Below are 26966 nucleotides of genomic sequence, written 5' to 3'. Positions count from 1 at the left end.
GGCACAAGCTGCCAGTCAAGGCAACACCCTGAAGCTCTTCCCGTCCGGGACGAAGGGCCTTGCTCAGTCAGCCCCGGACAGAGCGCTCAAACTCATCGAACTGAACGGCTAGCTCCTTGGGGAGATGATCACCAAACCTGGCATAGTGCTCACGGATCAACTCGACCTCACGGTCGAGCTCGTCATGATCCATTGCAAAGAGGTGCTGATACCAGTCCGCACCCAGCCCAAGATCTTCGACCTCGAGACTCTCAGCCTCAGGGATCAGCCCAAAGGGCGTCTCATGAGCCCCTACCCGTCCATCGAGCCTGTCGATGATCCAGGACAGCACGCGAACGTTGTCGCCGTATCCCGGCCACACGAAGCCACCGTCGGCGCCCCGACGGAACCAGTTCACGAGGTAGATCTTTGGCAGCGCCGCGGTGTCCTCCTCGGCCATGGAGAGCCAATGGCCAAAATAATCTGCCATGTTGTAGCCACAGAAGGGCAACATTGCGAACGGGTCGCGCCGCACCCTCCCTGTCGCCCCCTCGGCAGCAGCCGTCGTCTCTGAGGCCATGATGGAGCCGAGGAAGACCCCGTGCTCCCAGCTGCGTGCCTCGGTGACGAGTGGGACGAGCGATGATCGGCGACCTCCGAACAGGATTGCCGAGATCGGCACGCCGTCTCGCTCCGGTGCCAGGTTCGGTGCATCGTGAATGGAGACCGTAAAGCGCGCGTTCGGATGGGCTGCCGGTCCATCTCCGGTGTAGGGACGACCTTGCCAGTCGGTGAGCCCCGCTGGTGGCTCCTTCGTCATCCCCTCCCACCAGACATCGCCATCAGCGGTGAGCGCACAGTTCGTGAATATGGTGTTCTTGGCCACTGTTTCCATGGCAATGGGGTTGGTCTTCACTGAGGTTCCCGGCGCCACGCCAAAGAAGCCCATCTCAGGATTGACAGCCCAGAGCCGACCGTCCTCTCCCCTTCGGAGCCAGGCGATATCATCTCCTACCGTCTCCGCTCGCCAACCCGGCCGGGTCGGCACCAGCATGGCAAGATTCGTCTTACCGCACGCACTGGGAAAGGCTCCAGCGACGTAGTGAACCTCGTTCGTTGGTGAGGTCAACTTCAGAATCAACATGTGCTCAGCGAGCCAGCCCTCATCCCTTGCGGCCACCGAGGCTATCCGCAGCGCGAGACACTTCTTGCCAAGCAGCGCATTGCCGCCATAGCCCGAACCATAGGACCAGATCTCCCGCGTCTCAGGGAAGTGGGCGATATAGGTGTCCTCAGGGTTGCAGGGCCACGCTACGTCTTCTCGATCGATGAGAGGGTAGCCCACAGAATGAACCGCAGGCACGAAGACACCGCGCTCATCGATCTCTTTGCGCACCTGATCATCGACGGTCGCCATAGTCAGCATCGAGAGCGCAACATAGGCGGAATCGGTGAGTTCGATCCCGTAGATAGCGAACGCAGATCCAACCTCCCCCATGGAGAAGGGGATGACATACATGGTCCGCCCCTGCATGCACCCATCGTAGAGTCCACGCATCATCGTACGCATCTCGCTAGGCTCACGCCAGTTGTTGGTGGGACCAGCATCAACCTCTCGCTCGGAGCAGATCAGGGTCCGACTCTCCAGGCGGGCCACATCTCTCGGGTCTGAACAGGCAAGGTAGCTGTTCGGACGGAGATCGGGGTTAAGCGCGCGCATGGTACCCCGCTCTAGTAGCGTGGCGATGAGCTGCTCGCGCATTGCCGGACTTGAATCGAGTACCACCTGTTGTGCAGGGCGCATCAACGTGGTCCACTCGTCAAGCCAACTCACCACCTTCGGATTGGTAAACCTCATGAGCTTGTTACTCCTCCCTCACTGCATGCGTCAACTCTGCCTCGTCGGCACTCAACACATGAAACCCGCCAACTCCGTAGCGTGTTCAATACAGTAGATTGATTATGCCAAAACTCTTGCGGCCAAGGCAACTTTTCACCGCAAAGAATACCACGATGAACGGAGCAACTTGGACGATCAGGCATGGGATGAGCTCGCACTCGTAGACGGTATTGCCCGTCGGGCAACCTGGGATGCGACGGGGCTCGTTCTCGGAGATGACGCAGCCATGGTCCACGTCGGTGATCAAGCGATCACGGTCTGCGCCGATGCACTCGTCGAAGGAGTCCACTTCGACCTCGGCTATTGGTCGCCGGCACAGATTGGGGCAAAGGCCGTAACCGTCAACGTCTCTGACCTGGCGGCCATGGCGGCCGAACCCCTCTGGATCCTCTCGACCGTCGCTGCCCCCAAGTCCTTCGCCGCAGAGGAGCTACTCATCGGTCTCGAGCACAAGGCCGAACACTATGGCACCCGACTGATCGGAGGTGATCTCACCCGTGCGGACACGATCGTTGTCTCGGTGATGGCCATCGGCAAACAGTCGACCCCACCACTGCGCAGGAGCGGCGCACATGCTGGAGAGTCGATCTTTGTGACCGGACCGCTTGGGCTCGCATCTCATGCGTTCAACCGCCTCGCCCAAGGCCTTGACGTCGATCATCGCACCCGCTTGGCGTTACTTGATCCCATCGCCCGCGTGCAGGAGGGTCGTGCAGCGGCTCGAGGGGGTGCGACGGCGGCGATCGATATCTCTGATGGTCTCGCCATCGACCTGCACCGGCTCGCTGACGCTTCGCGTGTAGGCTTCGTGATCGACGAGCTACCCATCGCCGAGGGCGCCACCGAGCTGGAGGCACTCGCTGGTGGCGAGGACTTCGAGTTGTGCTTCACCGCACCTGATCATGCCAGGGTCATCAATGAGTTCGCCAAGGCACACCTGGGCACACCGTTGGTTATCGGGCGAGTCATTGACGACGTTAATCACCGCATGCTTGGCAACCGTCCGCTTGCACCCATCGGCTACCGACACTAGAGCACAAGACTGGCCGTCGTCGCTTACAACAACGACAGCGTGTCATTTTGAATCGGCTACACTCAGGCTTCAAGGAGGAGAACCATGAGTTTGTTTGACAAGGTAAAAGAACAGGCACAGACGCTAAGTCAGAGCGCCACTGAAGCAGCCCAAAAAGGCCAGGTAAAGATCGACCAGCTGCAGAACAAGCGCCAACTCGATGCCCTCTACCGCGAACTCGGCTCCATTACCTACCGTGCGGCCAATGAGGATATCACGCCTGAGTTGCAAAAATCAGAGACTGAACGCCTCGTGAGCGCGATCCGGGCCCAAGAACAACTCGTCAACCCCACTGGGGCTGATGCCACCGACGCGACGGCTACCGATACTCAGTCCGACACCGGGGATTCGACGGCGACCAGCGAGTCCTGACACCAGGCTCGAATCGTGGCGCTCATCCCGTAAGCCCAGTGCGCTCATCACGCTCGCATTCGACGGTGAAGACCTCGGTTGTGTGCCCAATCCCCTCCCGAAGGCCTGTGCGCTAAGGTACCTCTGACGAGTCGATCTGCGCAGAGTTGAGCAAGCGCGAGTCGATCGAACAAAACCGCGTCGGCTCGATTGTCGGCCTCCGATGGGCTTGATGAGCGCCACGGCGGCCGTGGCTCCTGATCGGGAATACCACACAAACTTCACCTTGCGATGAGCGACAGCCTCCAACCAGATCGCGTGGCCCTGGGTCACCAACGCCCCTTGCAGCTCTCGCCCAATCGCCGACCGCCATGGACCCAGTGCCAAACATCGGCTTCGAACGAACGACTCGACGAACCTCGATCACACCATCGCCGTGTCAAACACGAGATGGGTTCTCGTGATAACGACACACACAACGCGTCAACTCGTCGGAGTGTCACCACCAGATGAGGCCAATGCAACGTCGCCGTGAGCGATTGGGCAGCCTTCGACGGTAAGCTTTGGCAAATAACACCGGTGATCTTCATTCCTAGCGAAGGACCTCATGGCAACTTATCGACCAAGCTATCGACGCGCCTTCCAGATTCCTGTGGCTATCGCCGTCCTCGCCATCTTCATTGGGCTTATCTTGGGGCAGACACTCGGTACGCATCAACGGCTCGTCAACCAACAAGAGGAGTGTCGCGCTCCCCAGGTAAGCGTCACTACCACCGCAACGGTACCGGCCACCCGCACGCACGCATCCTTTGTGATCCTCACCATCACCCCACACAAGGGAGTATCGTGCACCTTGTCTGGCTACCCCGGATTGGCGAATGCCCACCAAGGTACGATTCCCCTGGAGCATCTTGGGCCACGATTTGGCTTAAGTGCAGTCACGATCACGGCATCGTACAAGTCTCCTGACGAAGTCCTGATCTCGCCGGCCATCGTTCCCTACGGGTTCAAGCTGCCCGACAATCGAGGTCTCGTGGTCCTCAACCAGCACGCGACTACCGTCACCCATACCCTCGCCATCACGCCAATCTTTGCCCACAAGGACCTCACCTCTGTGCGGTCCCTCGCGACCCAAGACCTCACACCAACTGGGTCATAGCCACCAGACGGGGAACCTCAGGTCGAGCATGACCATGCCGGCATCTCGTGCCAACACCGTGACCGCTGTGGTGGCTAATCGCTTAGCTCTTGTAGCGAGCGATCTCCCAACGAGCGCTCATGCCGTGAACCTTCCTCGAGGTGAAGTTCATAGTCGAGGTACGGTAGCCAATCGTCGCGTATCAAACCCAACAAGATGATCGCTGAGGTTCGGCCTCGTGGAGTTTGTGGTGGCCGCCGCAGCACAAAGTTGGTCTCCGAGAGCAGACGATCTCGCTTGCGCGAATTGCACGAACGACACGACGCCACCACGTTATCCCAACGGTGGGGGCCACCTCGGCTGCGGGGAATCACGTGGTCAACATTTTCTGCCGGCGCACCACAGTACTGACACCGATACTGATCACGAGCAAAGATCGCGCGTTTGGTCGGGGCCACCCTGCGCAAATGGGGCACGCGCACGAAATAGCGCAGCTTGATCACCGATGGCTCAGCCATCACGAAACGGGCCGAATGGATGAGGGTCGGACTCTCCAGAACGACGTCAGCCTTGCCAACGACGACCAGACCGATCGCCCGATGAGTAGAAACAACGCAGAGAGCCTCGTAGCTCGCATTCAGAACGAGGACCCCTGCCACGGCCTTACCTCACCAGCCCCAGGGGATCGATACGACAGAGATGCCGAAAGGCATAGACATGGAGACGACGTGCAACCGACTCACGACGGCTACCCCAATACCGGTATGCCCCATTGATGGTGCTGACGGCAATCCCTCCCATGACGGTCAGTCTATCTGCCTCCAGCTACGACGCTCCCCCGCCGACCACCGGAGAAAGCGGGCAACCTCCGCGGGTCGCATGCTCCCCCCGTCGCCCGCATAGGTCTCGATCCGAAACTTCAGCCAAGCGAGCTGGCGCTTCAGGGAGTATGGGCGCCCTCGCGATCCACCCGTCAGGGCCCACAGCTGGCGCAAGGCTTCGATCATCATAACCGAGGCTCACGTGGAAGCCCAAGAATGCGCTCCCCGATGATCGACCGCTGAATCTCAGACGTCCCGGCATAGATCGTCCCGGCTCGAGCATGGAGGAATACCTCATCCCAAGAGCGAGTCGAGTTGGGGGCACCGACATCGTCGGTACGAAAGGCAGAGGAGCTGGGACGTCCCGTTAGCACGAGTGCATCCTCGCCCAGCACATCGAGGGCTAGCTCGGTGACAAACTGGTGGTACTCCGACCAAAACAGCTTGAAAATTGAAGATTCAGCGCCTGGGGGTTCCCCTTTGAGCACACGCGAGAGCCAGCTATATCCCATTGACCGCAGTGCAAAGAGTCGAGTTTGAGCGAGCATAAATCGCTCGACGATATCCGGGTCGCAAAAACTGCCGCGATCCTCGATCATCTCTCGAAGGCGATCCAACTCCGCCTGAAAGCGAATGGGGAGCGTCGCTGCCGTCTCTCCCCGCTCGAAGCCCAGCAGCGTCATCGCCACCGGCCAACCCTGGTGTAGACCGCCAACCACATCAGAGAGCTTCGCACGCGAGCCGGTAAAGAACACTTCGTTGAACTCCGACTTACCCGAGATCATTCGAATTGGTCGGACCTCGACACCGTTGTTGGTCAATTCATGCCCTGGGGGAGTGTGAGCAGCACCCCTCTGGCCAACACTAGATTGGTCAAGACTCGTCGACGGTGCTTCGCCGGCAACAGGATCACCTAAGGGCACCAGAACAAACGAGATCCCGCGATGCTTCGGCGCTTGGGGATCGGTGCGAGCCAAGACAAACATCCAATTTGCCAGGTGCGCTTCGGAGGTCCAAATCTTTTGGCCATCAAGGACAACCTCATCACCATCGACGCGACCTGCCAATGCGAGCGCCGCAAGATCAGAGCCAGCGTTGGGCTCTGAATAGCCCTGGGCAAACCGATAGCTGCCGTCAATGATCTTTGGCAAGAACTCTCGACGCTGGGCCTCACTGCCGTGCACCAACAGGGTATTGCCAAGCATTTGAATGCCGAAATGGTCGTTGGGTCCTCCAGTGGGAACCCCTCGGATAGCGCTCTCCTGGGCGACCACGATCTCGCTTTCGACGCCCAGCCCCTGGCCGCCATACTCCTTGGGCCACGAGAGGGCGAGAAAGCCGGCTGCATACAGGCGCGAACGCCACCACTGGACGAACTCATCAACCGCTTCGGGAGCCAAAGTACCGATGCCACCAAAGTCACGTGGCAGTTCATCATCGAGGAAAGCCCGAAACTGTAGCCGAAACTGCTCGGCTTGGCTCGAGAGTGCTAACTCCATGAACCTTCGCCCCCAAATAAACAATCATACCCAGCCCGTACGCCAGCAAAGATGGATTCGGAGGCTAGCCCAACTCGGTACAAGATCTCGGTAAGGCGTGCGAGCTGTGCACCGAATCCTCGCGCATGGAACACCGATACGCGACCAAGCCGGTGCGAGCCCAACTTACTGGTCCTGCCCCCGGAACTTCTTGCCCATCGACTTAAATCCACCCTGCTTGAACTGGCCAGTGGAGAGGTCCTGGAGGGAAGCGCGACCGACTCGTCGAAGGTTGCGCTCGAAATAGACGGCGGAGCCCAGCATGATCAAAAAGCCAACGGCGCCAAGTACAACCGAGATCGTGAAGGTCAAAATGGTAAAGGCGAGACCCACGATGAACCCAAGCGTTGCCCATTTGAGGTTACGACCGGCGTGCTTGTAGACGGTCTCGGAACGAACCCGGTCAGCAAACTCCGGGTCGTTCTCGTAGAAGGTCTTTTCAATCTCTTGGAGAATCCGCTGCTCGTCTTCGTTTAGCGGCATGACTCCTCCTCTCCTACCAACCAACCTTCATACGAAGTAACACTATTCATTGTAGCCGTCTGCGCTCTCACCCTTCCAAGAACATCTACCAGTTCACCGGAATTCCACCGCATTGTTCTTTGTACTCTTGCCGAACTTTCAGGAAACCCCATCGATCAGCACTCCTTCTCGCTGCAGTGCTGCGATCTCCTCGGGACTCAACTCCTGCGTGGCCCCATACAGGCCAAGCGGATAAGGAAGAGCTCGCAGTTCAATCACCGTCACATCACTAGGTACTTCGTTCACCAACTCGTGGCTGGATGCTACACCATAGAGACCTTCTCCGGCAAGTAGCACTTGGCTGACGCCCTCGCTTAAGACACCCACGATATCAGCGGCCAGACGAGGCCGAATATCCATCTTTACCCAGAGCTGCCGGTCAAAGGAAGATAACACTCTCGCCACGGTCGCGGCCAATTCACTGCGCTCATGGTGGCCAGGTCCACGAATTTCGAGCATCACGCCCCTCCTTGCACGAGGCGAAAGAGTTCGGCTTGCCCAGCCATGCCAGCTTGACGTGCTGCCTGGCGGGCACGCTCACTCACGGCTGCATCGAGGGCATCCTCGTACCGAGCCAACTGTGCGCGATGCGCCTGCATCGCGAGGACTTTTTTGTCGACAAATCCATCGATGCCAACGGCCGCGTTCGGCTCCAGCGTCGCCGCTAGCAGTACCTCAAGCTCATCGGCCGGCTCCCCAGCCTCAGGAAAATAACCTCGCTGGCGAGCCGCCGGGAACGCGGCATCGAGCACCGCCCAACCGAGTTGGCGATGATCGCGATGGTTGTAATAGAGATCGCCAAAGAAGACGGCGGTCGGATCTCCGGTGAGGACAACTTGCGGCCGGAAACTTCGGATGAGCGTGACCAATCGACGCCGCAATTCGGCCGTGTTGTCGAGTTCGCCATCGAGATAGGCGAGTTGAATGACGTCGCTGACGCCGAGCAGCGTGCCCGCCTCAAGCAGTTCATGGGTGCGCTCCGCAGCGACCTTCCCGGGATCACCACCATCACCCCCCTTATCCCCTTGTGTCGCCACGGCAAGGATCACATGACAGCCCTGGGCTGCCCACTTGGCAAGGGTACCTCCACAAGAGATCTCACCGTCATCGGGGTGAGCAAAGATAGCGAGGGCGCTATCAGGAGTCGCGGTATAAAGGTGCACGAGAGGTCAGACCGCTATAGACTCGCCGCGATGCGACTCGCAGCCAGCTCGATCGCGGCATCATCGAGATCAGCATGGGTCACAAGGCGCAGTTGGCCCGCGGGCAACACGTTACAGAGCACGCCGGCCTTGGCTAGCGCCTCGACGCGATGACTAGGATCATCGACGGTCACAAGGACGATGTTGGTAAACACCTCCGAAACATCGGCAACCGAGGCTGGCAGTTGAGTCCGAATCAAATCAGCAAGCAGCCGAGCGCGTCGGTGATCGTCGGCGAGTCGAACGCGATTCTGTGCCAGCGCGAAAATACCCCCCGCTGCCATGATGCCGGCCTGTCGCAGACGACCGCCAAGTCTGGCACGCTCGACACGTGCTCGTCCGATCAGCTCCGCTGATCCAGTCAACACCGAACCCATCGGTGCCGCCAATCCTTTCGAGAGACACGTGCTCACCGCGACAGCACCGCGGCACAAGACCGATGGCTCGACCTCGAGGGCTGTGGCCGCATTCCATAACCGTGCTCCATCGATGTAGATTGGGGTACCATCGGCCGCATCCATCAATGCGCCCATCGCGTTGGCGTCGACCGGGATGCCCCCACTTGGCATGTGCGTGTTTTCGATGGCGATCAGCCGAATGGGGTTATGCAGCCGCCGATATTGGCGCACTAAATCACTGACCTGATCGGGATCGATGTACCCATGGGTGTCGTCAACCGACAGCAGTTGAATGCTCGCGTTCTTGGCTGACGCACCAGCCTCGAACTGGAGCAGATGAGCCCGGGCCGCGACGATCACCGGGTCTCCAGGCTGGGTAAGGCTTCGCAGCGCCACCTGATTACCCATCGTGCCAGATGCCACAAAGAGACCTGCCTCTAGGCCAACCAGGTCGGCCACGCGACGCTCCAGCTCAGCGACCGTGGGATCTTCGCCATAGCCGTCATCGCCAACCTCAGCCTCCATCATGAAGGCCCGCATGGCGGCCGAGGGCTTGGTGACGGTATCAGAGCGGAGGTCGATCACTTGCATCTCTCCTACTTTAGGCTCTCTCGTCCACCCCGCACGTCTGGCGCGCTAACTTGGGAGTGTGAATCATGAACTCCTTCCCGTAGCCCTTGATGCCCTCGGCGCTGCTCGCGCTACCTTGCCCAAACAATCACGACGAGTCATCGACACAAAATCCTCGGCAACCGACCCGGTAACCGCCGCTGATCGGGCACTCGAACGCGCCATCCGCACCACCATCGCCTCACAACGCCCAAACGACGCCTTCGTCGGTGAGGAGTACGGCGCGAGTGACCAACAAAGCACCGTTCGTTGGATCGTTGATCCAATCGATGGAACCGTCAACTACAGCTACGCCATCCCGGCATATGCCATCTCGATCGCTGCCGAGGTCGACGGCGTTGTTATGGTAGGACTCGTCTACGACGTCGGCCACGATGAGCTCTTTATGGCCGTCAAGGGCCAGGGGGCAACCTGCAATGATCAGCCGCTTGAGGCGAGTCATCAGTTAGAGCTCTCTCAAGCCCTGTGCGGCACTGGCTTCGGTTACCGCCCCGCTACCCGTACCATCCAAGCCCTAGTGCTCGCGAACATCATTGCAAACATTCGCGACATTCGTCGCTTTGGAGCTGCTGCAATCGACATCTGCTGGACGGCGGCTGGGAGAATTGATGGCTACTTCGAGACCGGTCTCAAGGTCTGGGACTGGGCTGCGGCGTCGCTCGTCGCCAGCGAAGCAGGTGCGTTGATCGCTACCGACTTGCCAGGAATCGGCGATGACCCACTCACAGTTGCGGCTGGACCAGAGCTCTTTGAGGCCCTGCGCACCCGAGTGGTAAGCCTCTACGAACAACAAGCGCGCCTGGCCTAACAGCACAGAGCAGTGTCGACGAGCAGTGCCGCTCCAGAATACTTAATCAATGTGACGGACGGTATGCCGACTATCGCCCAGAGCACGAACTCGACCGTGACAACATCAATCGAACGGTCCACATCGCCTGGCAACGAGGTCCGGGCGGAATTCTTAGGCCGCAGGCGCCTCAAAGCGCTCTTTGAGATTGACGAGCGTCTTGGCCATTGCGGTCAGATTTCTGTTCGGGACACCAGTCAGTTCGTAGATGTAACGCAGTGGAGCCTTGTCCCACTCGAATGACTCGATGACCTTGGTGTTGGAATCGCCAAGATCTTCTAGCCGATAGCGCCACACGTGGCGTCCAGAGTGTCGCCAGGCGATCTCGCGACCCTCTTCGAACGTGACGACAGTGTTGGTGATGGTGTAGGGAACAACAAGAAACATCTTCATGCGAAACTTGGCACCCGGATACAACCGATCAGGCCCAACCAACACGTTTCGGACGGTGTCAGAGCCATCGACTGTGATGTGGTTCGCTGGACGAGCCAGGTAGTCAAAAATCTCGGCGGCGGGCGCATGAATGGTAATCTCGGTACTCTTGACTCGGTTCATACCGGCCCTCCTTCATCTTCTTTCTTACGCAACGTAAAACTACGGTCGTCAATTTCCGAAACCTCACGGCGGAAGTCATCGACGCCGTCAAAGTTCTTGTAGACGCTCGCAAATCGCAGGTATCCAACCTCGTCGAGGGTGCGCAGGTGCTCGAGGATCTGCAATCCGATCTCCGTCGAGGTGACTTCACTCAGCGGGCGCAGTTGCTCCTCGAGTTCGGAGACAACCCGATCGACATCCATCGATGAGACCGGGCGGTTTTTGAGTGCAGCCCGCATGCCTCGAACGATCTTCTCGCGATCGAACTCCTCGAGGGCGCCGGTTCGCTTTACCACCATCGTCTTGACTCGAGCATAGCGCTCGAAGGTTGTAAAACGGCGCGCACAACTCGCACACTCGCGGCGCCGACGAATCGCCTCGCCATCCTCGACAACCCGAGATTCGATCACTCGAGTGTCATCCGCGTTACAAAAGGGGCATCGCACCGAACGTTCAATCCTTCACTGGGGGTCCTAATGAGGTTTCCTTGGCTAAGCCTACCCGCTGAGCAGGAACAACGACGACTAAACATCTGTACGAGAACGTCTGCTACACTGATACCAGACAGAAAGGGGATATGGTGCCGCGAACCAACGATGAGGTGCGAACAGCGATCATCAGCTTTCTCAAAGAAACCCTCGATACGCGAGGGTACCCACCCTCAATCCGCGAGATAGGACAACGCGTTGGTCTTGCATCACCGGCATCCGTTCAACATCACCTCCGCCGGCTGGAGACCGATGGACTCATCCATCGCGATCCGACCCGCTCGCGCGCCATCTCGCTCACTGACGAGCCACCCCGGGCCGTCGAAATTCCGCTCCTTGCCGAAGTTGGCGCTGGCTACTCGGTCTTAGCCGACGCCGACGCGAACGACACGCTCGCCATTCCTTCATCGATGCTAGGCAGTGGCGATCACTTCGCCCTCCGCGTCCGCGGTGATTCGATGATCGACGCGGGCATCTTCGACGGTGACTACGCCATCGTTCATCAGCAGACCGACGCCAACGACGGTGATGTCGTCATCGCCACCATCGATGATCAATTTGGGACTATCAAGATTTTGCGCAAGGTCGGCAGCCGAGTTCTGCTTGAAGCTCGCAACCGCCGCGACCCCAACCTCCAAATCCCAACTGAGATTACCCAACGCGGAAGGGTCCAGGGCAAGGTCATCGCCATCTGGCGGAACCTGTGACCCAAGCGCTGCCCTGGCGTTTGGCACGAAGCTGGCCACCAGGCGACATTGATGTCCTGGCGAGCTTGCTCCAATCGAAAGCAAACTCCCGTGATATCGTGGGTTCCAAGCGTGTGGCTTTACTCTGTCCCACTGACGCGATGCTCATAGCAAAGGAATCATTGCCGTGATATTGTCTTGTCACAATCGTCGATCGCGCAAGCCATGGCATGCCAGAACCCTTCAATCGATGAGGACTCACGAGCCCGTCCATCAACCGAAGGGTTTTGGCGTATGCGTTTGGCCAGGTGAAACCTGGACCTCGCCAACCGTTAGGCGGCGTCTTGGGTCCGGGACCAGTACATGAACGGGATCACCCCAGCTCCAACGGAGAGGTGCATGATAATCAGCCCCACCATAGCTGCGGTGGTGGTGGCCGCGAACGGAAGTCCGAGTGAGAGAACCAGTGCCCCAACCGCGATCACCGTCCAGGCAACACGTGGCTGGGCAAATTTGCGCTCCATGATCGCGAGTAACGCCCACCCCGCTAGTGAGGCTGCCAAACTTACACCGATAATCTGACCGAGCCCTAACGTCGTTGCCGCTCCGGTTCCAAAACGAATTCCAAGGTGGATGCCGAGGACATGGACCTCGACGACCCAGACAATGATGGCCGCCAAGACACCATTGTGAACGGCAAACATCCTCATCTTCATGGGACTGCGTTGTTGTTGTACTCGATTCAATACCGTTGTCATTGGTTTCTTCTCCTTTGGTTGCTCGCCATGCCCACTGCATCGCTATCGAGTAACCTATTTGGCCCCCGTCTCATCGGTCATGACCCACAAGGTGTCACCTTTACTCATACGAGCGGAGCCTATGACTACTCCATTGGGAGTAGGTCAAGGGACAACCTGGGTGGTAGATATCGCTACGCACAATCCCCCTACGCTGGATAAGCAATGAATACCTTGACTTCCCTACGACAATCGAAGTTCTGGCCGATACCCATCGGCACGGCTTTCGTCGCCCTCTTAACCGTCATTGGCGCGTACGTAGAGGCCTATCCTCACAACCACTATGGAGGGCTTCATCTCAGTACACACCCGGGATTGGTGGCATTTGCATTGCCACTGGCAAGCGCCCTAGCTATCCTGTTTGTTCGCAAATACTCGATTGCTGTCTTCATCTTCACGATCCTGGCGGCTATGGGCTGGTCCGCCCTTGGCCAACTCAACGGAGCCATGCTTGTCCCTATCCTCGTGGCGCTGTTCTGGATGGCTAAGAGCACTAGTTGGCACCGGGCAATACCGATCGGCATCCTCGGTGCGATCGCACTCTGGGTTGCCAACGGCGCACTCGGCCCCTTCGGATGGATCGGGGGCCCAGGGCTGACGATGTGGCCCGAGATGATCACCGCATTCGCCCTCGGCAATGTCGCTTCTGCTCGACAACTGTGGCATTTGGAGGCTCGGGGCCGCCAAGCCGATGCCGAACGAGCACGCGAGGAGGAGGTGCGCGGGATCATCAACGAGGAGCGCATGAGGATCGCTCGTGAACTCCACGACGTGGTCGCCCACACGATGGCCATGATCAACATCCAAGCCAGTGCCGCTCAACTCCTGCTGACGAGCGATCCCCAACGCGCGTCACAAGCAATCGGAGAGATCCACGCAGCCAGTAAGTCCGCACTCCAAGAGCTTCGGTCTATCCTGGCCATTATGCGGCCACCGGGACACGAGGACGATCACAGCGCGATCGTTCCCGACCTATCAGCCATTCAAGGTCTGGTTGAGAAGGTCAACGCTCTTGGCATGGAGACCACACTCCGCATCCAAGGTGATCCTGTCGAACCCCCAGCTGCGGTGGCGCTTGCAAGCTTTCGCATCGTTCAAGAGGCACTCACCAACGTCGCCCGCCACGCCAGCGACGCGGCAACGACCGTAGAACTGACCTACGCCCCTGAAGCATTGACGATTCAGATCGATAACACCGCCGGTGATGCAACCGCGGCGTTTCAACAAGGGTCAGGATCAGGACTCATCGGCATGCAAGAGCGTGTGCGTTCGCTGGCGGGCTTCTTCTCGGCAAGCTCGCTCGAAGGAGGAGGCTTTCGCGTCCGCGTGGTATTGCCACTGAGTCAAGAGGCAACTCGCCCAGAGCCTGGGACCCAGACGTCGGCGCCGCGTTCAAGCTCCACCACCAGTGGCCAGCACCGATGATACGTCTCCTCCTCGTCGACGACCAAGCGCTGATTCGAGCGGGTCTGCGGGTGCTCTTGGAGTCAGCCGAGGACATCGAAGTGGTTGGCGAGGCTGCCGATGGCGCCAGCGCCATCGATCTCTTGCGGTCACAACCCATCGACGTCGTTCTCATGGATATCCGAATGCCAATCATGGACGGCCTCAAAGCTACCGAGGTCATCGCCTCAGATCCACAGCTAGCCAGCACGCGAATCATCATGCTGACCACCTTCGCCGAAGACGACTACATCGTCGAGGCCATTCGTAACGGAGCCAGTGGATTCCTGGTTAAAGACAGCGAACCGGCGGAGTTGATCAACGCCGTTCGTGTCGTCCATCAGGGAGAAGCCCTACTCTCCCCAAGTGTGACCCGATCTCTCTTAGCCACCATCGCGAGTCGGAGTACACCAACCCCCATCAACAACCAGACGCTCAACACCCTGAGTGATCGCGAGCGCGAGGTCCTCGTGCTAGTCGGCTCCGGACTCAACAACACCGAGATCGCCGAGAAGCTGTATCTCAGTCCGCTGACCGCGAAGACACACGTCAGCCACATCATGGTCAAACTCAACGTACGTGATCGCGCGCAACTCGTAGTGATCGCCTACGAGACGGGGCTCGTGCGCCCCTCCCTGTCTTAGTAAATCGATGCCAACTGCTCCGTTGGGCCCGTTGAAAGGTCGATGAGCACGAGATGCCCACCTGTCAACGCAGCTAGCACAAAATCATCGAGCCTCCATATCCATCGTATGACGACAGGAGTACGTCCATTTGACTCGAATCTATTGTTTCAGTCTCAATTGTGGGTGTTCGCTACAGTACCAGGCAGACAGTGGGCCTGAAAAACTGGTCGGGTCTTAGAATTTGCCGTCAAAAGCGTGCGTTTATTAGGCTTTCTGTAGGTGCGGTATCGCTCAGGCGTGCTCTGCGACGCGGATTGGTACGCTCAGTGCACAGGCGTTGAGCAGTCTGTCCATGATTCCGACTTGGATGTGTCGTCGGTGGAAGAGAAAGCAGTATTCATCGAGATATGGTGCGATGTGGCGCTTGGATGGCCGACGATGATAGGTCCCCTGAATCTGGGCCTCGAGGTTGGCGATCTGGGTGTGCAAGACCGGGGAGAAGTGCTCGTCCTCGCCTAGGTGCGCGGAGATGGTCCGGATATGGGTGTAGCCCGTCTCTGAAAGGTCGTTAAAGCCACCCATACCGTCTGTCTTCAAGTGTTGCATTCACATCGATCATGTTGAGTACCCGCTTAGTCACTTCGAGCTGGTCCCACCCCTCCACGGGCGTGACCCGCAGGTACTTTGGGCACGAATGCTCATCAAGACTCACCGCGATGAGACAGGGGGTCTTGTGGGTTGAGCGCCCCGGCCGTCTGAGGTGACACCCCGCCTACGAACATGTCATCTACATCGACCTCGCCGATGAGCAGGTACTGTTCCTCGCACTGGCTCATAGCTAAGCGGAGTCGACAAAGCACATACCACGCTGTCGTGTAGCGCACATCAATCTTGCGTGCCAGTTCAACTGCACTGATCCCCTCTTGGATTCGGCGTCCACGCACATAGCGATGAACCACGTACCCAAGCTCAGCTGCGTGTAGTGCATCAGCGTGCCTGCTGTCAGCGACGTGATACGTCTGCACGACGCGCACATGAACTGCTTGGGTGCTCGGGTGTAGTAAGTGCTGCCTGCACATCTCGGACAGACAAAGCCATTGGGCCACCGCTTAGCAAAGAGAGCCTCTCTGCATTGGTCTTCGGTACCATAATGGCTGAAGAAGTCCGACATGCTCAGACCATGAGGTCGTCCGATTCCACTTATACCCCCATTATGGGAATGTGGCTACGACACCTGTGGGTCGCCGTCGTCATACGCTGGATATGCAGTTCCCAAGACCACGAGTCAGCCCCGCTTCGCCCCGATCCTAGCATCGTTGATCCATGTCATGAGGGTCGCTAAGGTGGATGAAAGTGCCGCCTTCGAGAGGCGCTCGTGGCCACCATGGGCCAAGAGCGGGTCACCGGGCCCATAGTTGACCGATGGCACGCCAAGGGCGGACAGAAAACTCACATCGGTCCAACCTAGCTTTGCGCGCACCTGGCCCGCCTGCCCAATCAGGGATTCGAACCCTACTTGAGTTGGCGAGGCTCCTTGGGCACCGTCCTCGAGGGTGATCACATCCTCGCTGGTGAGCAACGGTCCTATCCAGTCGATGATTCGGTCTTGCGCCTCGGCGATCCCGAGATCTGGCGCGAACCGGTAGTTGATCCAGAGCACAGCGCGATCCGGAACGACGTTATTGGCGACGAAACCCTCGACTCGCACCGGCGAGAGTGACTCACGAAATTCGACCCCACCAAGCGTTGGAGATCGCCGGTCAAAGTCGCCAAGTCGTGTTAGCACCGCCCCGAGACGATCGATGGCGTTCTGGCCCATCCAGGGTCGAGAGGTGTGGGCTCGACGACCGTGGAGCTCGAGCTTGAGACGTAGGGTTCCTTGGCAACCGAGTTCGACCACGCCATCGGTCGGCTCCAATAGGACCGCCTGCTCATGCGCAGCCAGGAATGCCTCTCTCGGACCGAGCTGATGCAACCCATTACGGTCAAAGGCGACCTCTTCACAAGGGTAGAACACCAGGGTGGTCGGATTGACAAGCTCCTCATCCGCCAGCGCCAACATGACCGCGAGGCCACCCTTCATGTCGCAGGCACCGAGACCAAACAGACACTCGTCGTCCTCTTGGTAACCATCGGCGCCAGGAACGGTATCGAGGTGACCAGCTAGGAGTACCCTGCGCCCTTGGCCAGATCGAGTTCCAGGACAGGAGGCAATCACCGTCTCGCCGATGCGCTCGACCGTCCACCCATCTTTGACTCCGAGGCAGGCTTGCACGTAGTCAGCAATTGCCCGTTCCTCACCCGAAACCGAGGGAATCGCGAGCAAGGCTCGCGCGTAGCCAACAACATCGGAAGCTCGGGCGTGTGCGTCGTCGCCATCCATCATCTACAAGCCCGCGCCATGGTCTCGCAAGATCTCGTTGAGCTCGGTCTTTTCGTGCCGACGCCCAGGCTCAAGTCGTGAGACGATCAGGATGCAACTCATGCCAAAGCTGCCACCGGGCGTCTCTCGCAGTCGAGTACCGCTGACGGCGACCGACCAGGCTGGGATATAACCACGGGTTAGCTCAGCTCCGGTCGCAAGGTCATAGATTGGAATCGTCGGGGTGACGATCGTGCCAGCCCCTACGACCGCGCCGTGGCCAACCCGTGCGCCCTCGACCACCATAGCCCTCGAGCCGATAAAGGCATCATCCCCCACCACGACCGGCACGGCTTGGGGTGGTTCAAGAACACCACCAATACCGACACCACCAGAGAGGTGCACTCGCTCACCGACCTGCGCGCACGAGCCAACCGTCACCCAGGTGTCAACCATCGTCTCGGCACCGACGAAGGCTCCGATGTTGACATAACTCGGCATTAGGGTCACACCGGGCCCGAGATAGGCGCCAAAGCGTGCTGATCCGCCAGGTACCACCCGAACGCCTGCGCGTGCATAGTCACGCTTTAACGGCAGGCGATCGACGAACTCAAAGGGACCTACCGTGTGAGTCGTGAGTCCTCGCAAACGAAACGAGAGCAAAATAGCCTTCTTGATCCAATCATGGACGACCACGGCATCTGAGGCCGGATCGACCTCGGCGACTCGGATCGCACCCCGGTCTAGCTCGGCCAGCACGTCGAAAACCAGCGCCCTGGCATCGACGTCTTCAGGTGAGAGCGAACTGCGTCGCTCGTAGAGTGCTTCGATCTCAACAGGATTGACCATAGTGGTTCAACCTAATCGGTCGACCTTGCCTGAACTAGCTCATCCGCGAGGCAAGCGTCTCCATCTGTTTGGACGAGATGGTCGCTGACACTCGAACGAATCCCTGGTCCCCATAGTCAGAGCCCGGGGCAACGACGAGCCCGAACTTGGTCGCCAACATGGTCGCTAGCGCCGTTCCATCGTGGTTGAACTCCGCCGGTACCGGAACCCAAAGGTAGATGGCACCATCGGGTAGAGGAACCGGTGCATCAAGCAGGTGCGCAAGCCAACCGGCCAACAACTTCAGCCGTTCGAAGTAGCGACGGCGCTGTTCAAGAACGTGTTCTTCATCCTCAAAGACTCCGGCGGCAACCGTTTGCACCGGCCCCGGCGGCATGAAACCAAGCTCTCGGCGAGCCTCGGCGATCTCATGCACCAAATCAGCATCTCCGGCATAGAGCCCAATGCGCAAACCCGCTAGGTTGGAGCGCTTGGAAAGCGAGAAGACACCAAGGTGTGACGAGGTGCCCAGCTCAAGGATTGAGCTGGGCTGGCGAGCCCAACCGAAATCCCGATAGCACTCATCCGAGGCGATGATGACACCGTGACGGGCGCCAAAACGCGATGCAGCCGCGAGATCATAGATGATACCAGAGGGATTGTTTGGCGAGTTAACCCAGACAAGGAGGGCTCTGGTGCCCACCTCCTCAGGAATTGCATCGAAGTTCGGCCCGCCATCGTGACCGACAGGCATGCGATAAACCTCGAGACCAGCCCACTTGGCGCCGGCGGCGTAACTCGGATAGGCAATCGAGGGAACGAGCACAACATCACGCTCTCGGCGACGACGAGCGAGGATGAGTGGCAGCGTGGTGATGAGCTCTTTGGAGCCGATGGTGGCACCAACCTGGGATGGATCGAGCTCCACCCCCATGGAACGCATCATCCACGCAAGTGCCGCATCCTTGAAGGCATTCGAACCATCTGAGCGTGGGTAGTGACGCTCAGTACCCGACGACGCGAGAAGACGTGGCACGATCGCTGGAGGCGGGTCCACCGGAGATCCAACCGAGGCATCAACAACCTCGAATCCACTCTCGTAGGCCAGTTCACGCAGCTGAGCGACCGCTTTGGTGCCCGTCGTAGGAAACTCGTTCACGGACTTACCTTAACCGCATCTTGGCAACTTTGTGGCACAATTACATGTTCGGCATAGCTCCAAACGAGCGTGTACCCGCCAAGATCACCAGCCTCCACTTTCATCGACACCTCGCTGTCCGGGGGTGATGTGATCATCGAGAAGCATGGGATCTTCGACATTATCAAGAGTGTCGACGTTGTAGCCACGTTGATCGAGATGCTGGCGCAGGAGCGCTGTTGCCGGGGCATCAGCTCGCACTCGCACCGTTACGTGGTCGTCTTCAACCTCTTCACTCAATACCTCGGCCTCGCGGTGAATCTCTGCCAGGAGATCACCCCGATCGAAGGGCACGTGGAATACCTCCACTCGATTCAATGCTCGCAGGCGATCTCCGATCGCTTGGAGCAGACCATCGATCCCCTCTCCCGTCGCGACCGAGACCCGCACGCCCGCCTCTAGCTCATCGGACGCTTCGCCAAGGTCGATTTTGTTCAGCACCACAAGCTCAGGTACCTGCCCAGCGCCGATCTCGGTGAGCGTGGCGCGCACCTCACGCATCTGGTCCAACGCATGCAGGCTGGAGGCATCGACCACGTGGATAAGAAGATCGGCCTCAGCCACAGCGTCAAGCGTCGAGCGGAAGGCCTCGACAAGTTGGTGCGGTAGCTTGCGAATGAAACCAACCGTGTCAGCAATCAGAATGGTCTCTCCTCCTGGAAGCTTGAGGCGACGGGTGCGAGGGTCAAGGGTGGCAAAGAGCCGGTTCTCAACCAAAACGTCAGCGCCGGTCAGGGCGTTGAGAAGCGACGACTTACCGACGTTCGTATAGCCAACAAGCGCAACCTGGGCATTGCGGCCAAGCAGACGAGACTTTCGTTGCAGCCGCCGTTGGCGCTCGAGGGAGGCGAGTTCGCGACGCAGTTGCGAGATCCGCTCTTGAATGCGGCGACGATCTTCTTCAAGCTTGGTCTCACCTGGCCCTCGTGTGCCGATACGACCTACCTGCTGGGACAGGTTCGTACGGTGCCCAACGAGGCGAGGCAGTCGATAGCGCAACAGCGCAAGCTCCACCTGCGCCTTACCCTCCTGGCTCCGAGCGTTTTGGGCAAAGACATCCAAAATGACTGCGGTGCGATCAATCGCGGTTCTGCCGAGCACCTTCTCCAAGTTGCGTTGTTGGCCCGGCGTGAGTTCGTCGTCAAAGACGACGGTGTCAACGTCGAAGCTCTCCGACAGCGCCGCGAGCTCTTCAACTTTGCCTTTACCGATGTAGGTCGCAGGGTCGGGTCGTTCGCGCACCTGGATTTCGCGATGGACAACCAGTGCTCCGGCAGTATCGACCAGGCTGGCGAGTTCATCGAGTTGGTCGTTCACGACCTGGCGCTCGCGCCCACTTGGCGCCACTCCAACGAGGAGGATGCGTTCTTGAAAACTGCGTTCGATCAGTGTCATGCGTTTAACAACCACCTTGCTGGAGAGATATCTGCCACGTACAACGATGGGCCCCTAAGCCATACCTCTTCACCGAGATTGGCCGTCTCCCTAGGGCCGGACTGTTCACCCAGATGGTCCTGTTCACCCAGATAGGCCCGAACCGGACTGACCTCTTCACGATCTGCCATTACACCCACGGCCAAACCTTGCACCGTTCGGTTCTGCTCACTTGCACTCGACACAGCGCGCTCATCAGTCGATTCCACCCCCTCTTGCTCGCGCAAACCATCCACCCCGATGAGACGCTCCACACCGAGCTGTCGTTGGTCAACCGGTCGCTCAACGCTCCTGGGGGCCGCAAATCGCACGACAAGGTCGCCGCCAGGGTTCTCAACGACGGCGTAATCATGAATCCATCCCAAATGACGTGCGACGCTGGCTGAAGCTACTGACCCAGTGCCACAAGCCATAGTTGGCCCAACCCCTCGCTCATATACCCGCATCACACAACCATCCTCGCTGCGCACGATCCATTCGACGTTGATCCCACCGGTTGTCGACGCCATCTCCTGGTGATAGGCACCCTCACGTGCGATATCGATGGCCTCAAGCTCTGCAAGGGTCGCCATCACAATTACGCGATGCGGGTTACCAACATTAACGAGAAAGCTGTTGGCTTCGTCAGCAACGATCGCGACGTCGCCCATCGTGGTCTCACCGGTCCACGCCCAATCACTTTGTTCAACAAGCTGGTAGCTTCGCTTGCCCGCATCGGTAGCGACATTAAACGAGGGGCCAAAGGCGTGGCACTGCACCAGATAATGGCCGAGACAGCGCAGACCATTGCCGCTCATCTCGGCTCGGCTACCGTCCTGGTTGAACAGATGCATGATCGGTAGACCACGATCATCAAGATCGACAAGAATCAGACCGTCTGCCCCAACGCCATAGCTACGATTCAACAGCGCTGTGATGGTCTCAGCATCGGGCATTGGCCCCGTTGGGACATCTCCGATGAGAAAGTCGTTTCCTGCTCCTGACAGCTTTACAAGCTCCATGCCAGCTCTTATCCCTTCATTGGTTCTGCGACGACTCACCCGCTTTTTCTCCCCCAGTGCCGCGCGATCGTCGTTTGGTGCCTCCGATGACAACATCGCGGCACCAGCGCTCCCGGTGAGGTCTTGGGCTTCTTCCTTTGCGTGCGTGGCTCTAGCTGGTTGCAACGTTGCCTGCGCAGTTGTCGGTGCCTTCGACACCGTTTGGAGTGGGGCAACGCCTTCGGCATGAAGGGAGTCGATCAACCGATCGAGCACCGCAACCCCTTCGTCGATACTCGACACCCAGATGATGCGCTCGTCTCGACGTAACCAGGCGAGCTGACGTTTTGCTAGCCGCCTCGTGCGTCGATTGATGATAGCAATAGCCTCATCGAACGAGCAGGCCCCCACGAGATAGGAGCTGATCTCAGCGACCCCAATGGCCATCCGTGCGGTCCGCGACGGGTTGCGCGCAAGCACCTGCTCGACCTCTTCAACCCAACCTTGGGCTAGTTGCGCCTCGATCCGAGCCTCGATCCGTCGCTCAAGCTCTGCACCAGATCGTTGGATACCAATCTGGTGATAGCGCGGCGTAGCGTCGGTGCCGAGTCGATCACCAGCCACCGTCTCTGTCCCGCCGCTCGCGAGCGCGACCTCGAGGGCCCGCACTAACCTTCGACGATTTCGAGAGTCGATCCCCTTGCTAGCCAGTGGATCAAGCTGGGTGAGTAGCTGATGGGCCGAACGGTCATCTCCCTCATCGATCAGCCTCGCTTCGAGCCAAGATCGAAGGCCATGGGCACCTTGCGGGGGGCGAAAGCCATTGACGATAGCCCGCACCCATAGCGCCGTCCCGCCAACGAAGAGCGGCGCGCGGCCCTTAGAAGCGAGCTCGACAAGCTCGGGTTCGAGGTCAGCGAGAAACTGGCCCAAGGAGTACTCTTGATCGATCGGAACATGAGCTACACAACGGTAACCAAGCTCGCCAATAACCCGGCGGTTGGGCATGGCCGTCGTGATCTCTAGGCCGTCATAGACTGACAAGGCGTCAACCGCAATCGGCACCAGGTCACGATGACGACGAGCGACGACTTCGGCGAGCTCGCTCTTGCCCGATGCCGTCGGCCCAACCAAAGCTAACCCGCCTATCGCGTGCGTGGGTCACCTGCCATCATGATCGCTATTGCACTCTGTCGTTGGATCAGGTGTCGCTGGTTCGGGCACATCGACCCTGTGTCCCTCGTGCACCTTGTGGCAGGCATCAGCGTCTGGCTTGGCTGCAGGTCAGCCGCTTTCCACCCGGTCAGTTGTAGTCCAGCGGGTTGCAATCCGAATCGTTGACCCTCGGCCGGTTTGAACTCCACTGGACCTATCCGTACTGGACCTATCCATACTGGACTTGTTCGCATCTCGTTTGGTTCAACCTGGTTACAGGAGGGTCGCCTTCGTGGTGACGCCCCTTGGGGACCTCTGGTCATCCACGCATCAGTCATGTAAACCGCCTCACAATTCAGTGCCGCCGCCCAACTCCGAACGCAACGGCTCGGTAGACAAACCGCCATCAACCACGAATGCACCTGCTAACACCAAACTCACCTCGCCAACCAGTAATCAGCCCTATTGTGACCAGCCTAGCGACTAGAATGCCAACAAGAGAAAGACCCGTCCCTGTGAGTTGTGAGCAACCATCGCTGCTATCCCTGATGCGTGAATGGCGGTGCCCGCGTGAATGGCGGTGCCCGCGTGGCAGCCAGCATCGTGGATGCGTAAACTCCCAAGGTCGCCTCCCCTGGAAGGAACCCATGCAAGTAAAGCCTGGAACGAGCTGGAACGAACTCTATGCACGCGCAGCTGCGATTGCCCCTCAAGCCTTTACGGCCTCTGGTGTCGCCAACTACTGGGGCGGCCAGTGGCGCGAAGAGGGCGCAATTCACCCGGCCACGACACCGGTTGACGGCTCTCGCATTCACGGACCCTTGCTCCTCGAGACTCATCAGGCAGCTGCGGCCCTCGATAGCTGCGTCGAAGACCATTTCCAATGGATCAAGATCCCACTTGCTGAACGCAAAGCCAGAACCGAGCGAGCAATCGCGAAGATTGCCGAGCATCGCGAGCTGCTGGCGCTGCTTTTGACGTGGGAGATCGGCAAGCCCTATCGTCAAGCACTGGTTTCGGTGGATCGCACCACCTCAGGCGTCGAATGGTACCTGGCTGAGATCGACCGCATGCTCGAGGGTCGCGGTCCCCTCCCGGGTCCGGTCTCAAACATCGCCTCGTGGAACTATCCGCTGTCGGTGCTCGCTCACGCGCTCTATGTGCAGATGCTCTCGGGCAATGCGGTTATCGCCAAGGCGCCGACGGACGGAGGGGTCGTGGCGCTCACCCTCGCCATGTCCTTCGCCATCGAGGAGGGGTTACCGGTCACCTTGGTGTCCGGCCTTGGCGGCAAGCTGTCCTCCGTCTTAGTTCGATCACCCGAGATCGGCGCCCTTGCCTTTGTTGGAGGAAGGGATACCGGTGGCAAGATCGCCTCTGACCTGGTGCGAACCGACAAGCGACACATGCTCGAGCAGGAGGGGTTGAACGCTTGGGGCATCTGGAACTTCTCTCAGTGGGATCTACTGGCTCCGATGATCAAAAAGGGATTTGAGTACGCCAAGCAGCGATGCACCGCTTATCCCCGCTACGTGATTCAGCGCCAGCTCTTCGATGACTTTCTCGCCATGTACCTGCCAATTGTGTCGTCGCTAGTCGTTGGTCACCCACTGGCGGTCGAGAACCCCGATGACCCGATCCCGGACGTCGATTTTGGCCCGGTCATCAACGCGACCAAGGCCACCGAGCTCTTGGCCAACGTTGAGGACGCCATTAGTCGAGGTGGCATCCCCATCTATCGCGGAACCCTCGATCCACACCGATTCATCGAGGGTCAAGACCTCAGCGCCTACGTGGCTCCAGTAGCCATCTTGGACCCACCGCGCGCCTCACCGCTCTATCATGCCGAACCCTTTGGTCCCGTTGACACCTTCGTGATCGTCGACACCACGGCCGAACTCTTGGCCAAGATGAATGTATCCAATGGTGCACTCGTCTCGTCGATCGCGAGCGATGATCTCGAGCTTGCCGCGACCCTCTCCGAGGAGGTGAACGCCTTCAAGGTCGGGATCAATCAGGTCAAATCCCGGGGAGACCGTGAGGAGCCGTTCGGAGGCCGAGGTGCCTCGTGGAAGGGCGCCTTTGTCGGAGGCGAGTACCTGGTCCAGGCCGTGACCGAGGGTCCAAGCGAGTCTCGACTCTATGGCAACTTCCCCGAGTATCAGCGCTATCCCGACCTCGGATGATCCGACTCGCAAGACTGCGGCTCCATCGCGTCACCCTGAGCCTCAAGACTGCGTTCCGTTCAGCTGAGAGCACCCAACGCACCAAGGATACCTACCTGCTCGGACTTGAGGATAGTGATGGCGTGGTTGGCTGGTCCGAGATCAGCGCCCAGAATGACCCGAATTACTGGCCCGAGACCGTCGCCACCTGCGTAGAGATCATCGAGCATCACCTGCTCGAGCGCCTCACGCCGAGCATGGCGTCACCGGGTGAGCTTAATGCCGCCCTGAGAACGGTCAAGGGCAACCAGATGGCGCGGGCCAGCGTTGAGATGGCCTATTTCGATCTATTGGCTCGTTCGATGGGGATCAGCCTCTGGCAGCTCCTCGGAGCAGCTCCAGGGCGCACCCATGTGCCGGCCGGCGTCTCGCTCTCGCTCGCCGATGATGCGACGCAACTCGCCAAGGACCTTGGCACCATGCGTCGCGCAGGCTACCGCTTCGCCAAGATCAAGATAGCCCCGACCTCCCTTGAGCCACTCATTGCACTCGCTAGGACCCCTGGGCTCCTTGCTGACACACAACCTCGGCCACGTCACGAGAGCCTCAGCCCAGAGAGCCCCAGCCCAGGCAGTTCCGGCCAACCAACCCAAGTGCATGATCACACCCTTGCCTTGGAGAACCTCGTCCTCGATGCCAACGGGAGCTTTGATGTTAGCGATCTCGATGCGATCGACACCATCGACGCCCTTGGCTTCGCACTCCTCGAGCAGCCCCTATTTGAGCGCGATCTCGTCGGAAACGCAGACCTTGCTCGACGGCTGCGCACGCCGATCGGACTCGACGAGTCGATCGGCGGGGTCGAGGACGTCATCACGGCACTGCGCCTCGGGATGCGGCCGACCATCAACCTGAAACCGAGTCGGGTCGGTGGCTATGTTGAGTCACTCAAAATCATCGAGTGCTGTGAACGTGAGGGGCTTCACCTAAGAATCGGCGGCATGCTCGAGACCGGCATCGGGCGTGCGCACAACCTTGCACTTGCGTCTCATCCGGCCTTCGACCGAGTTGGCGACCTTGGAGCCTCCGATCATTACTTTGACACCGACGTCACCGAGCCCTTTGGGCTCGAGCCAGATGGGACAATCGAGCGCCCATCGGCAATCGGCCTCGGGAGGGTGCCAGATCCGGCGTTACTTACCCAAACGCCCTACCTTGAGTTTCGCATCCACTGAGCCAAGCTGAGCTCGGGCCACAGCGGCCATAACGAGTCGCGCCCAAACAGGTCGCAACCGTGACAAGTCACCTCTCCAAGGACCTACTGACGATCGCGATACAGTCAACAGACCCGAACGCCAGTCGAGCCCATCAGCACCGCTCGGTTTATCGTCGTCAAGAACCGAGTCAAGTAGGTCGTCTACTTTCGTAGCCCCTCGGTAGGTGGGAGCATCGCATTGATCCATTGCGCCAGATCACGATCCCGATCGGTTACGTCATCGACGTCGTGGCTCCAAAGCTCTATACCGAGATGATGGTAGTCGACGACAAGGCGTGGATGGTGATCGCGCCACATCGCCAACAACGAGACGGCGACTCCGGCAAGCACGACTTTGCTGTAGTCATCGAACTCAATGTCGCGCACGAGCCGATGTCCTTGTCGCTGCCACCCCCGTGAAATCTGCTCCATGCACCCAGGCTAGCGGATCGCAGCGAAACAAGATAGCCAGCGCTTCTGTAGCCAGCCAGAAGCTTCAAAGCCGGTTCTGCGGTACCCACGGGGTCGAGGGCCGATGTCGGGCCGATTGCGCAATG

Annotated in this window: 28 protein-coding genes; 9 read left to right on the top strand and 19 right to left on the bottom strand. The window is 59.1% G+C overall.

All coding sequences use genetic code 11. The features are described 5' to 3' along the window. Positions 1-67 precede the first annotated feature (67 nt). Positions 68-1837 carry a phosphoenolpyruvate carboxykinase (GTP) gene (locus MP439_03230; GenBank protein ID MCI2975073.1) on the bottom strand — a complete coding sequence of 590 codons (1770 nt, stop codon included), beginning with the start codon at positions 1835-1837 and terminating at the stop codon, positions 68-70. Between the two features lie 169 nt (positions 1838-2006). Between MP439_03230 and thiL the strand changes: the two genes are divergently transcribed. From thiL to MP439_03215, 3 genes are all read left to right on the top strand, one after another. Next, a complete protein-coding gene (gene thiL, locus MP439_03225) occupies positions 2007-2912 on the top strand; it encodes a thiamine-phosphate kinase (protein ID MCI2975072.1) in 906 nt (301 codons plus the stop codon). Between the two features lie 84 nt (positions 2913-2996). Beyond that, a complete protein-coding gene (locus MP439_03220; protein ID MCI2975071.1) occupies positions 2997-3323 on the top strand; it encodes a hypothetical protein in 327 nt (108 codons plus the stop codon). Positions 3324-3909: 586 nt separating this feature from the next. Beyond that, positions 3910-4461, top strand: a complete 552-nt coding sequence (locus MP439_03215; protein ID MCI2975070.1) for a hypothetical protein — start codon at positions 3910-3912, stop codon at positions 4459-4461. A gap of 74 nt (positions 4462-4535) precedes the next feature. Here MP439_03215 and MP439_03210 read toward each other — a convergent pair whose 3' ends face one another. The 7 genes from MP439_03210 to MP439_03180 form a co-directional block, all read right to left on the bottom strand. After that, positions 4536-5099, bottom strand: coding sequence for an HNH endonuclease (locus tag MP439_03210; GenBank protein ID MCI2975069.1), 564 nt, complete (start codon positions 5097-5099; stop codon positions 4536-4538). A 4-nt stretch (positions 5100-5103) separates the two neighbouring features. Then, the gene (locus MP439_03205) at positions 5104-5241 is read right to left on the bottom strand and encodes a hypothetical protein (protein MCI2975068.1); all 138 of its coding nucleotides are present in this window, start codon (positions 5239-5241) and stop codon (positions 5104-5106) included. Positions 5242-5446: 205 nt separating this feature from the next. After that, on the bottom strand, positions 5447-6760 hold the full coding sequence (locus MP439_03200; protein MCI2975067.1) for an acyl-CoA dehydrogenase family protein: 1314 nt from the start codon (positions 6758-6760) through the stop codon (positions 5447-5449). 165 nt (positions 6761-6925) lie between these two features. After that, a complete protein-coding gene (locus tag MP439_03195) occupies positions 6926-7282 on the bottom strand; it encodes a DUF3040 domain-containing protein (protein ID MCI2975066.1) in 357 nt (118 codons plus the stop codon). A 138-nt stretch (positions 7283-7420) separates the two neighbouring features. Beyond that, complete coding sequence (locus MP439_03190) at positions 7421-7780, bottom strand: hypothetical protein (protein MCI2975065.1); 360 nt, start codon at positions 7778-7780, stop codon at positions 7421-7423. Further along, the gene (locus MP439_03185; protein MCI2975064.1) at positions 7780-8484 is read right to left on the bottom strand and encodes a PIG-L family deacetylase; all 705 of its coding nucleotides are present in this window, start codon (positions 8482-8484) and stop codon (positions 7780-7782) included. Before MP439_03185 ends, MP439_03190 begins: the two co-directional genes overlap by 1 nt. A gap of 14 nt (positions 8485-8498) precedes the next feature. Further along, positions 8499-9512 carry an aminotransferase class I/II-fold pyridoxal phosphate-dependent enzyme gene (locus MP439_03180; GenBank protein ID MCI2975063.1) on the bottom strand — a complete coding sequence of 338 codons (1014 nt, stop codon included), beginning with the start codon at positions 9510-9512 and terminating at the stop codon, positions 8499-8501. A 58-nt stretch (positions 9513-9570) separates the two neighbouring features. On the opposite strand from MP439_03180, the gene MP439_03175 reads away from it, so the two are divergent. After that, the gene (locus MP439_03175; protein MCI2975062.1) at positions 9571-10359 is read left to right on the top strand and encodes an inositol monophosphatase; all 789 of its coding nucleotides are present in this window, start codon (positions 9571-9573) and stop codon (positions 10357-10359) included. Positions 10360-10512: 153 nt separating this feature from the next. Here the strand turns inward: MP439_03175 and MP439_03170 are convergent, their stop codons facing one another. Both MP439_03170 and nrdR read right to left on the bottom strand, forming a co-directional pair. Further along, a complete protein-coding gene (locus tag MP439_03170; protein ID MCI2975061.1) occupies positions 10513-10953 on the bottom strand; it encodes an SRPBCC family protein in 441 nt (146 codons plus the stop codon). Further along, the gene (gene nrdR / locus MP439_03165; GenBank protein ID MCI2975060.1) at positions 10950-11438 is read right to left on the bottom strand and encodes a transcriptional regulator NrdR; all 489 of its coding nucleotides are present in this window, start codon (positions 11436-11438) and stop codon (positions 10950-10952) included. Before nrdR ends, MP439_03170 begins: the two co-directional genes overlap by 4 nt. 134 nt (positions 11439-11572) lie before the next feature. Between nrdR and lexA the strand changes: the two genes are divergently transcribed. Continuing rightward, positions 11573-12187 carry a transcriptional repressor LexA gene (lexA, locus tag MP439_03160; GenBank protein ID MCI2975059.1) on the top strand — a complete coding sequence of 205 codons (615 nt, stop codon included), beginning with the start codon at positions 11573-11575 and terminating at the stop codon, positions 12185-12187. A gap of 311 nt (positions 12188-12498) precedes the next feature. Here lexA and MP439_03155 read toward each other — a convergent pair whose 3' ends face one another. Next, complete coding sequence (locus tag MP439_03155) at positions 12499-12924, bottom strand: DUF6069 family protein (protein MCI2975058.1); 426 nt, start codon at positions 12922-12924, stop codon at positions 12499-12501. 204 nt (positions 12925-13128) lie between these two features. On the opposite strand from MP439_03155, the gene MP439_03150 reads away from it, so the two are divergent. Next, entirely contained in the window at positions 13129-14388 is a 1260-nt protein-coding gene (locus MP439_03150; GenBank protein ID MCI2975057.1) for a sensor histidine kinase, read from the top strand. After that, entirely contained in the window at positions 14385-15050 is a 666-nt protein-coding gene (locus MP439_03145) for a response regulator transcription factor (GenBank protein MCI2975056.1), read from the top strand. The genes MP439_03150 and MP439_03145 overlap by 4 nt, the downstream gene beginning before the upstream one ends. 273 nt (positions 15051-15323) lie before the next feature. Here the strand turns inward: MP439_03145 and MP439_03140 are convergent, their stop codons facing one another. The 7 genes from MP439_03140 to miaA form a co-directional block, all read right to left on the bottom strand. Then, the gene (locus MP439_03140; GenBank protein MCI2975055.1) at positions 15324-15629 is read right to left on the bottom strand and encodes a transposase; all 306 of its coding nucleotides are present in this window, start codon (positions 15627-15629) and stop codon (positions 15324-15326) included. A gap of 104 nt (positions 15630-15733) precedes the next feature. Further along, positions 15734-16066: a hypothetical protein gene (locus MP439_03135; GenBank protein MCI2975054.1), complete on the bottom strand. Its 333-nt coding sequence runs from the start codon at positions 16064-16066 to the stop codon at positions 15734-15736. 251 nt (positions 16067-16317) lie between these two features. Then, complete coding sequence (gene dapE, locus MP439_03130; GenBank protein MCI2975053.1) at positions 16318-17418, bottom strand: succinyl-diaminopimelate desuccinylase; 1101 nt, start codon at positions 17416-17418, stop codon at positions 16318-16320. Further along, complete coding sequence (locus MP439_03125; protein MCI2975052.1) at positions 17419-18243, bottom strand: 2,3,4,5-tetrahydropyridine-2,6-dicarboxylate N-succinyltransferase; 825 nt, start codon at positions 18241-18243, stop codon at positions 17419-17421. It lies immediately after the preceding gene. Positions 18244-18277: 34 nt separating this feature from the next. Continuing rightward, positions 18278-19381 carry an aminotransferase class I/II-fold pyridoxal phosphate-dependent enzyme gene (locus MP439_03120; GenBank protein ID MCI2975051.1) on the bottom strand — a complete coding sequence of 368 codons (1104 nt, stop codon included), beginning with the start codon at positions 19379-19381 and terminating at the stop codon, positions 18278-18280. An 84-nt stretch (positions 19382-19465) separates the two neighbouring features. Beyond that, positions 19466-20815, bottom strand: a complete 1350-nt coding sequence (gene hflX, locus MP439_03115) for a GTPase HflX (GenBank protein ID MCI2975050.1) — start codon at positions 20813-20815, stop codon at positions 19466-19468. After that, on the bottom strand, positions 20812-22968 hold the full coding sequence (gene miaA / locus MP439_03110; protein ID MCI2975049.1) for a tRNA (adenosine(37)-N6)-dimethylallyltransferase MiaA: 2157 nt from the start codon (positions 22966-22968) through the stop codon (positions 20812-20814). Before miaA ends, hflX begins: the two co-directional genes overlap by 4 nt. Before the next feature lie 668 nt (positions 22969-23636). Between miaA and MP439_03105 the strand changes: the two genes are divergently transcribed. Together MP439_03105 and MP439_03100 are read left to right on the top strand one after the other, a co-directional pair. Further along, positions 23637-25175, top strand: a complete 1539-nt coding sequence (locus MP439_03105; protein MCI2975048.1) for an aldehyde dehydrogenase family protein — start codon at positions 23637-23639, stop codon at positions 25173-25175. Beyond that, complete coding sequence (locus tag MP439_03100; GenBank protein MCI2975047.1) at positions 25172-26389, top strand: hypothetical protein; 1218 nt, start codon at positions 25172-25174, stop codon at positions 26387-26389. The genes MP439_03105 and MP439_03100 overlap by 4 nt, the downstream gene beginning before the upstream one ends. Before the next feature lie 182 nt (positions 26390-26571). Here the strand turns inward: MP439_03100 and MP439_03095 are convergent, their stop codons facing one another. Beyond that, positions 26572-26796, bottom strand: coding sequence for a 4a-hydroxytetrahydrobiopterin dehydratase (locus tag MP439_03095; protein ID MCI2975046.1), 225 nt, complete (start codon positions 26794-26796; stop codon positions 26572-26574). Between the last annotated feature and the right edge of the window lie 170 nt (positions 26797-26966).

The sequence above is a fragment of the Ferrimicrobium sp. genome, from assembly GCA_022690815.1.
Lineage (GTDB): Bacteria > Actinomycetota > Acidimicrobiia > Acidimicrobiales > Acidimicrobiaceae > Ferrimicrobium.
The sequence above is the reverse complement of the archived record's forward strand: the minus strand, read 5'-3'. Positions and strand labels throughout refer to the sequence as shown.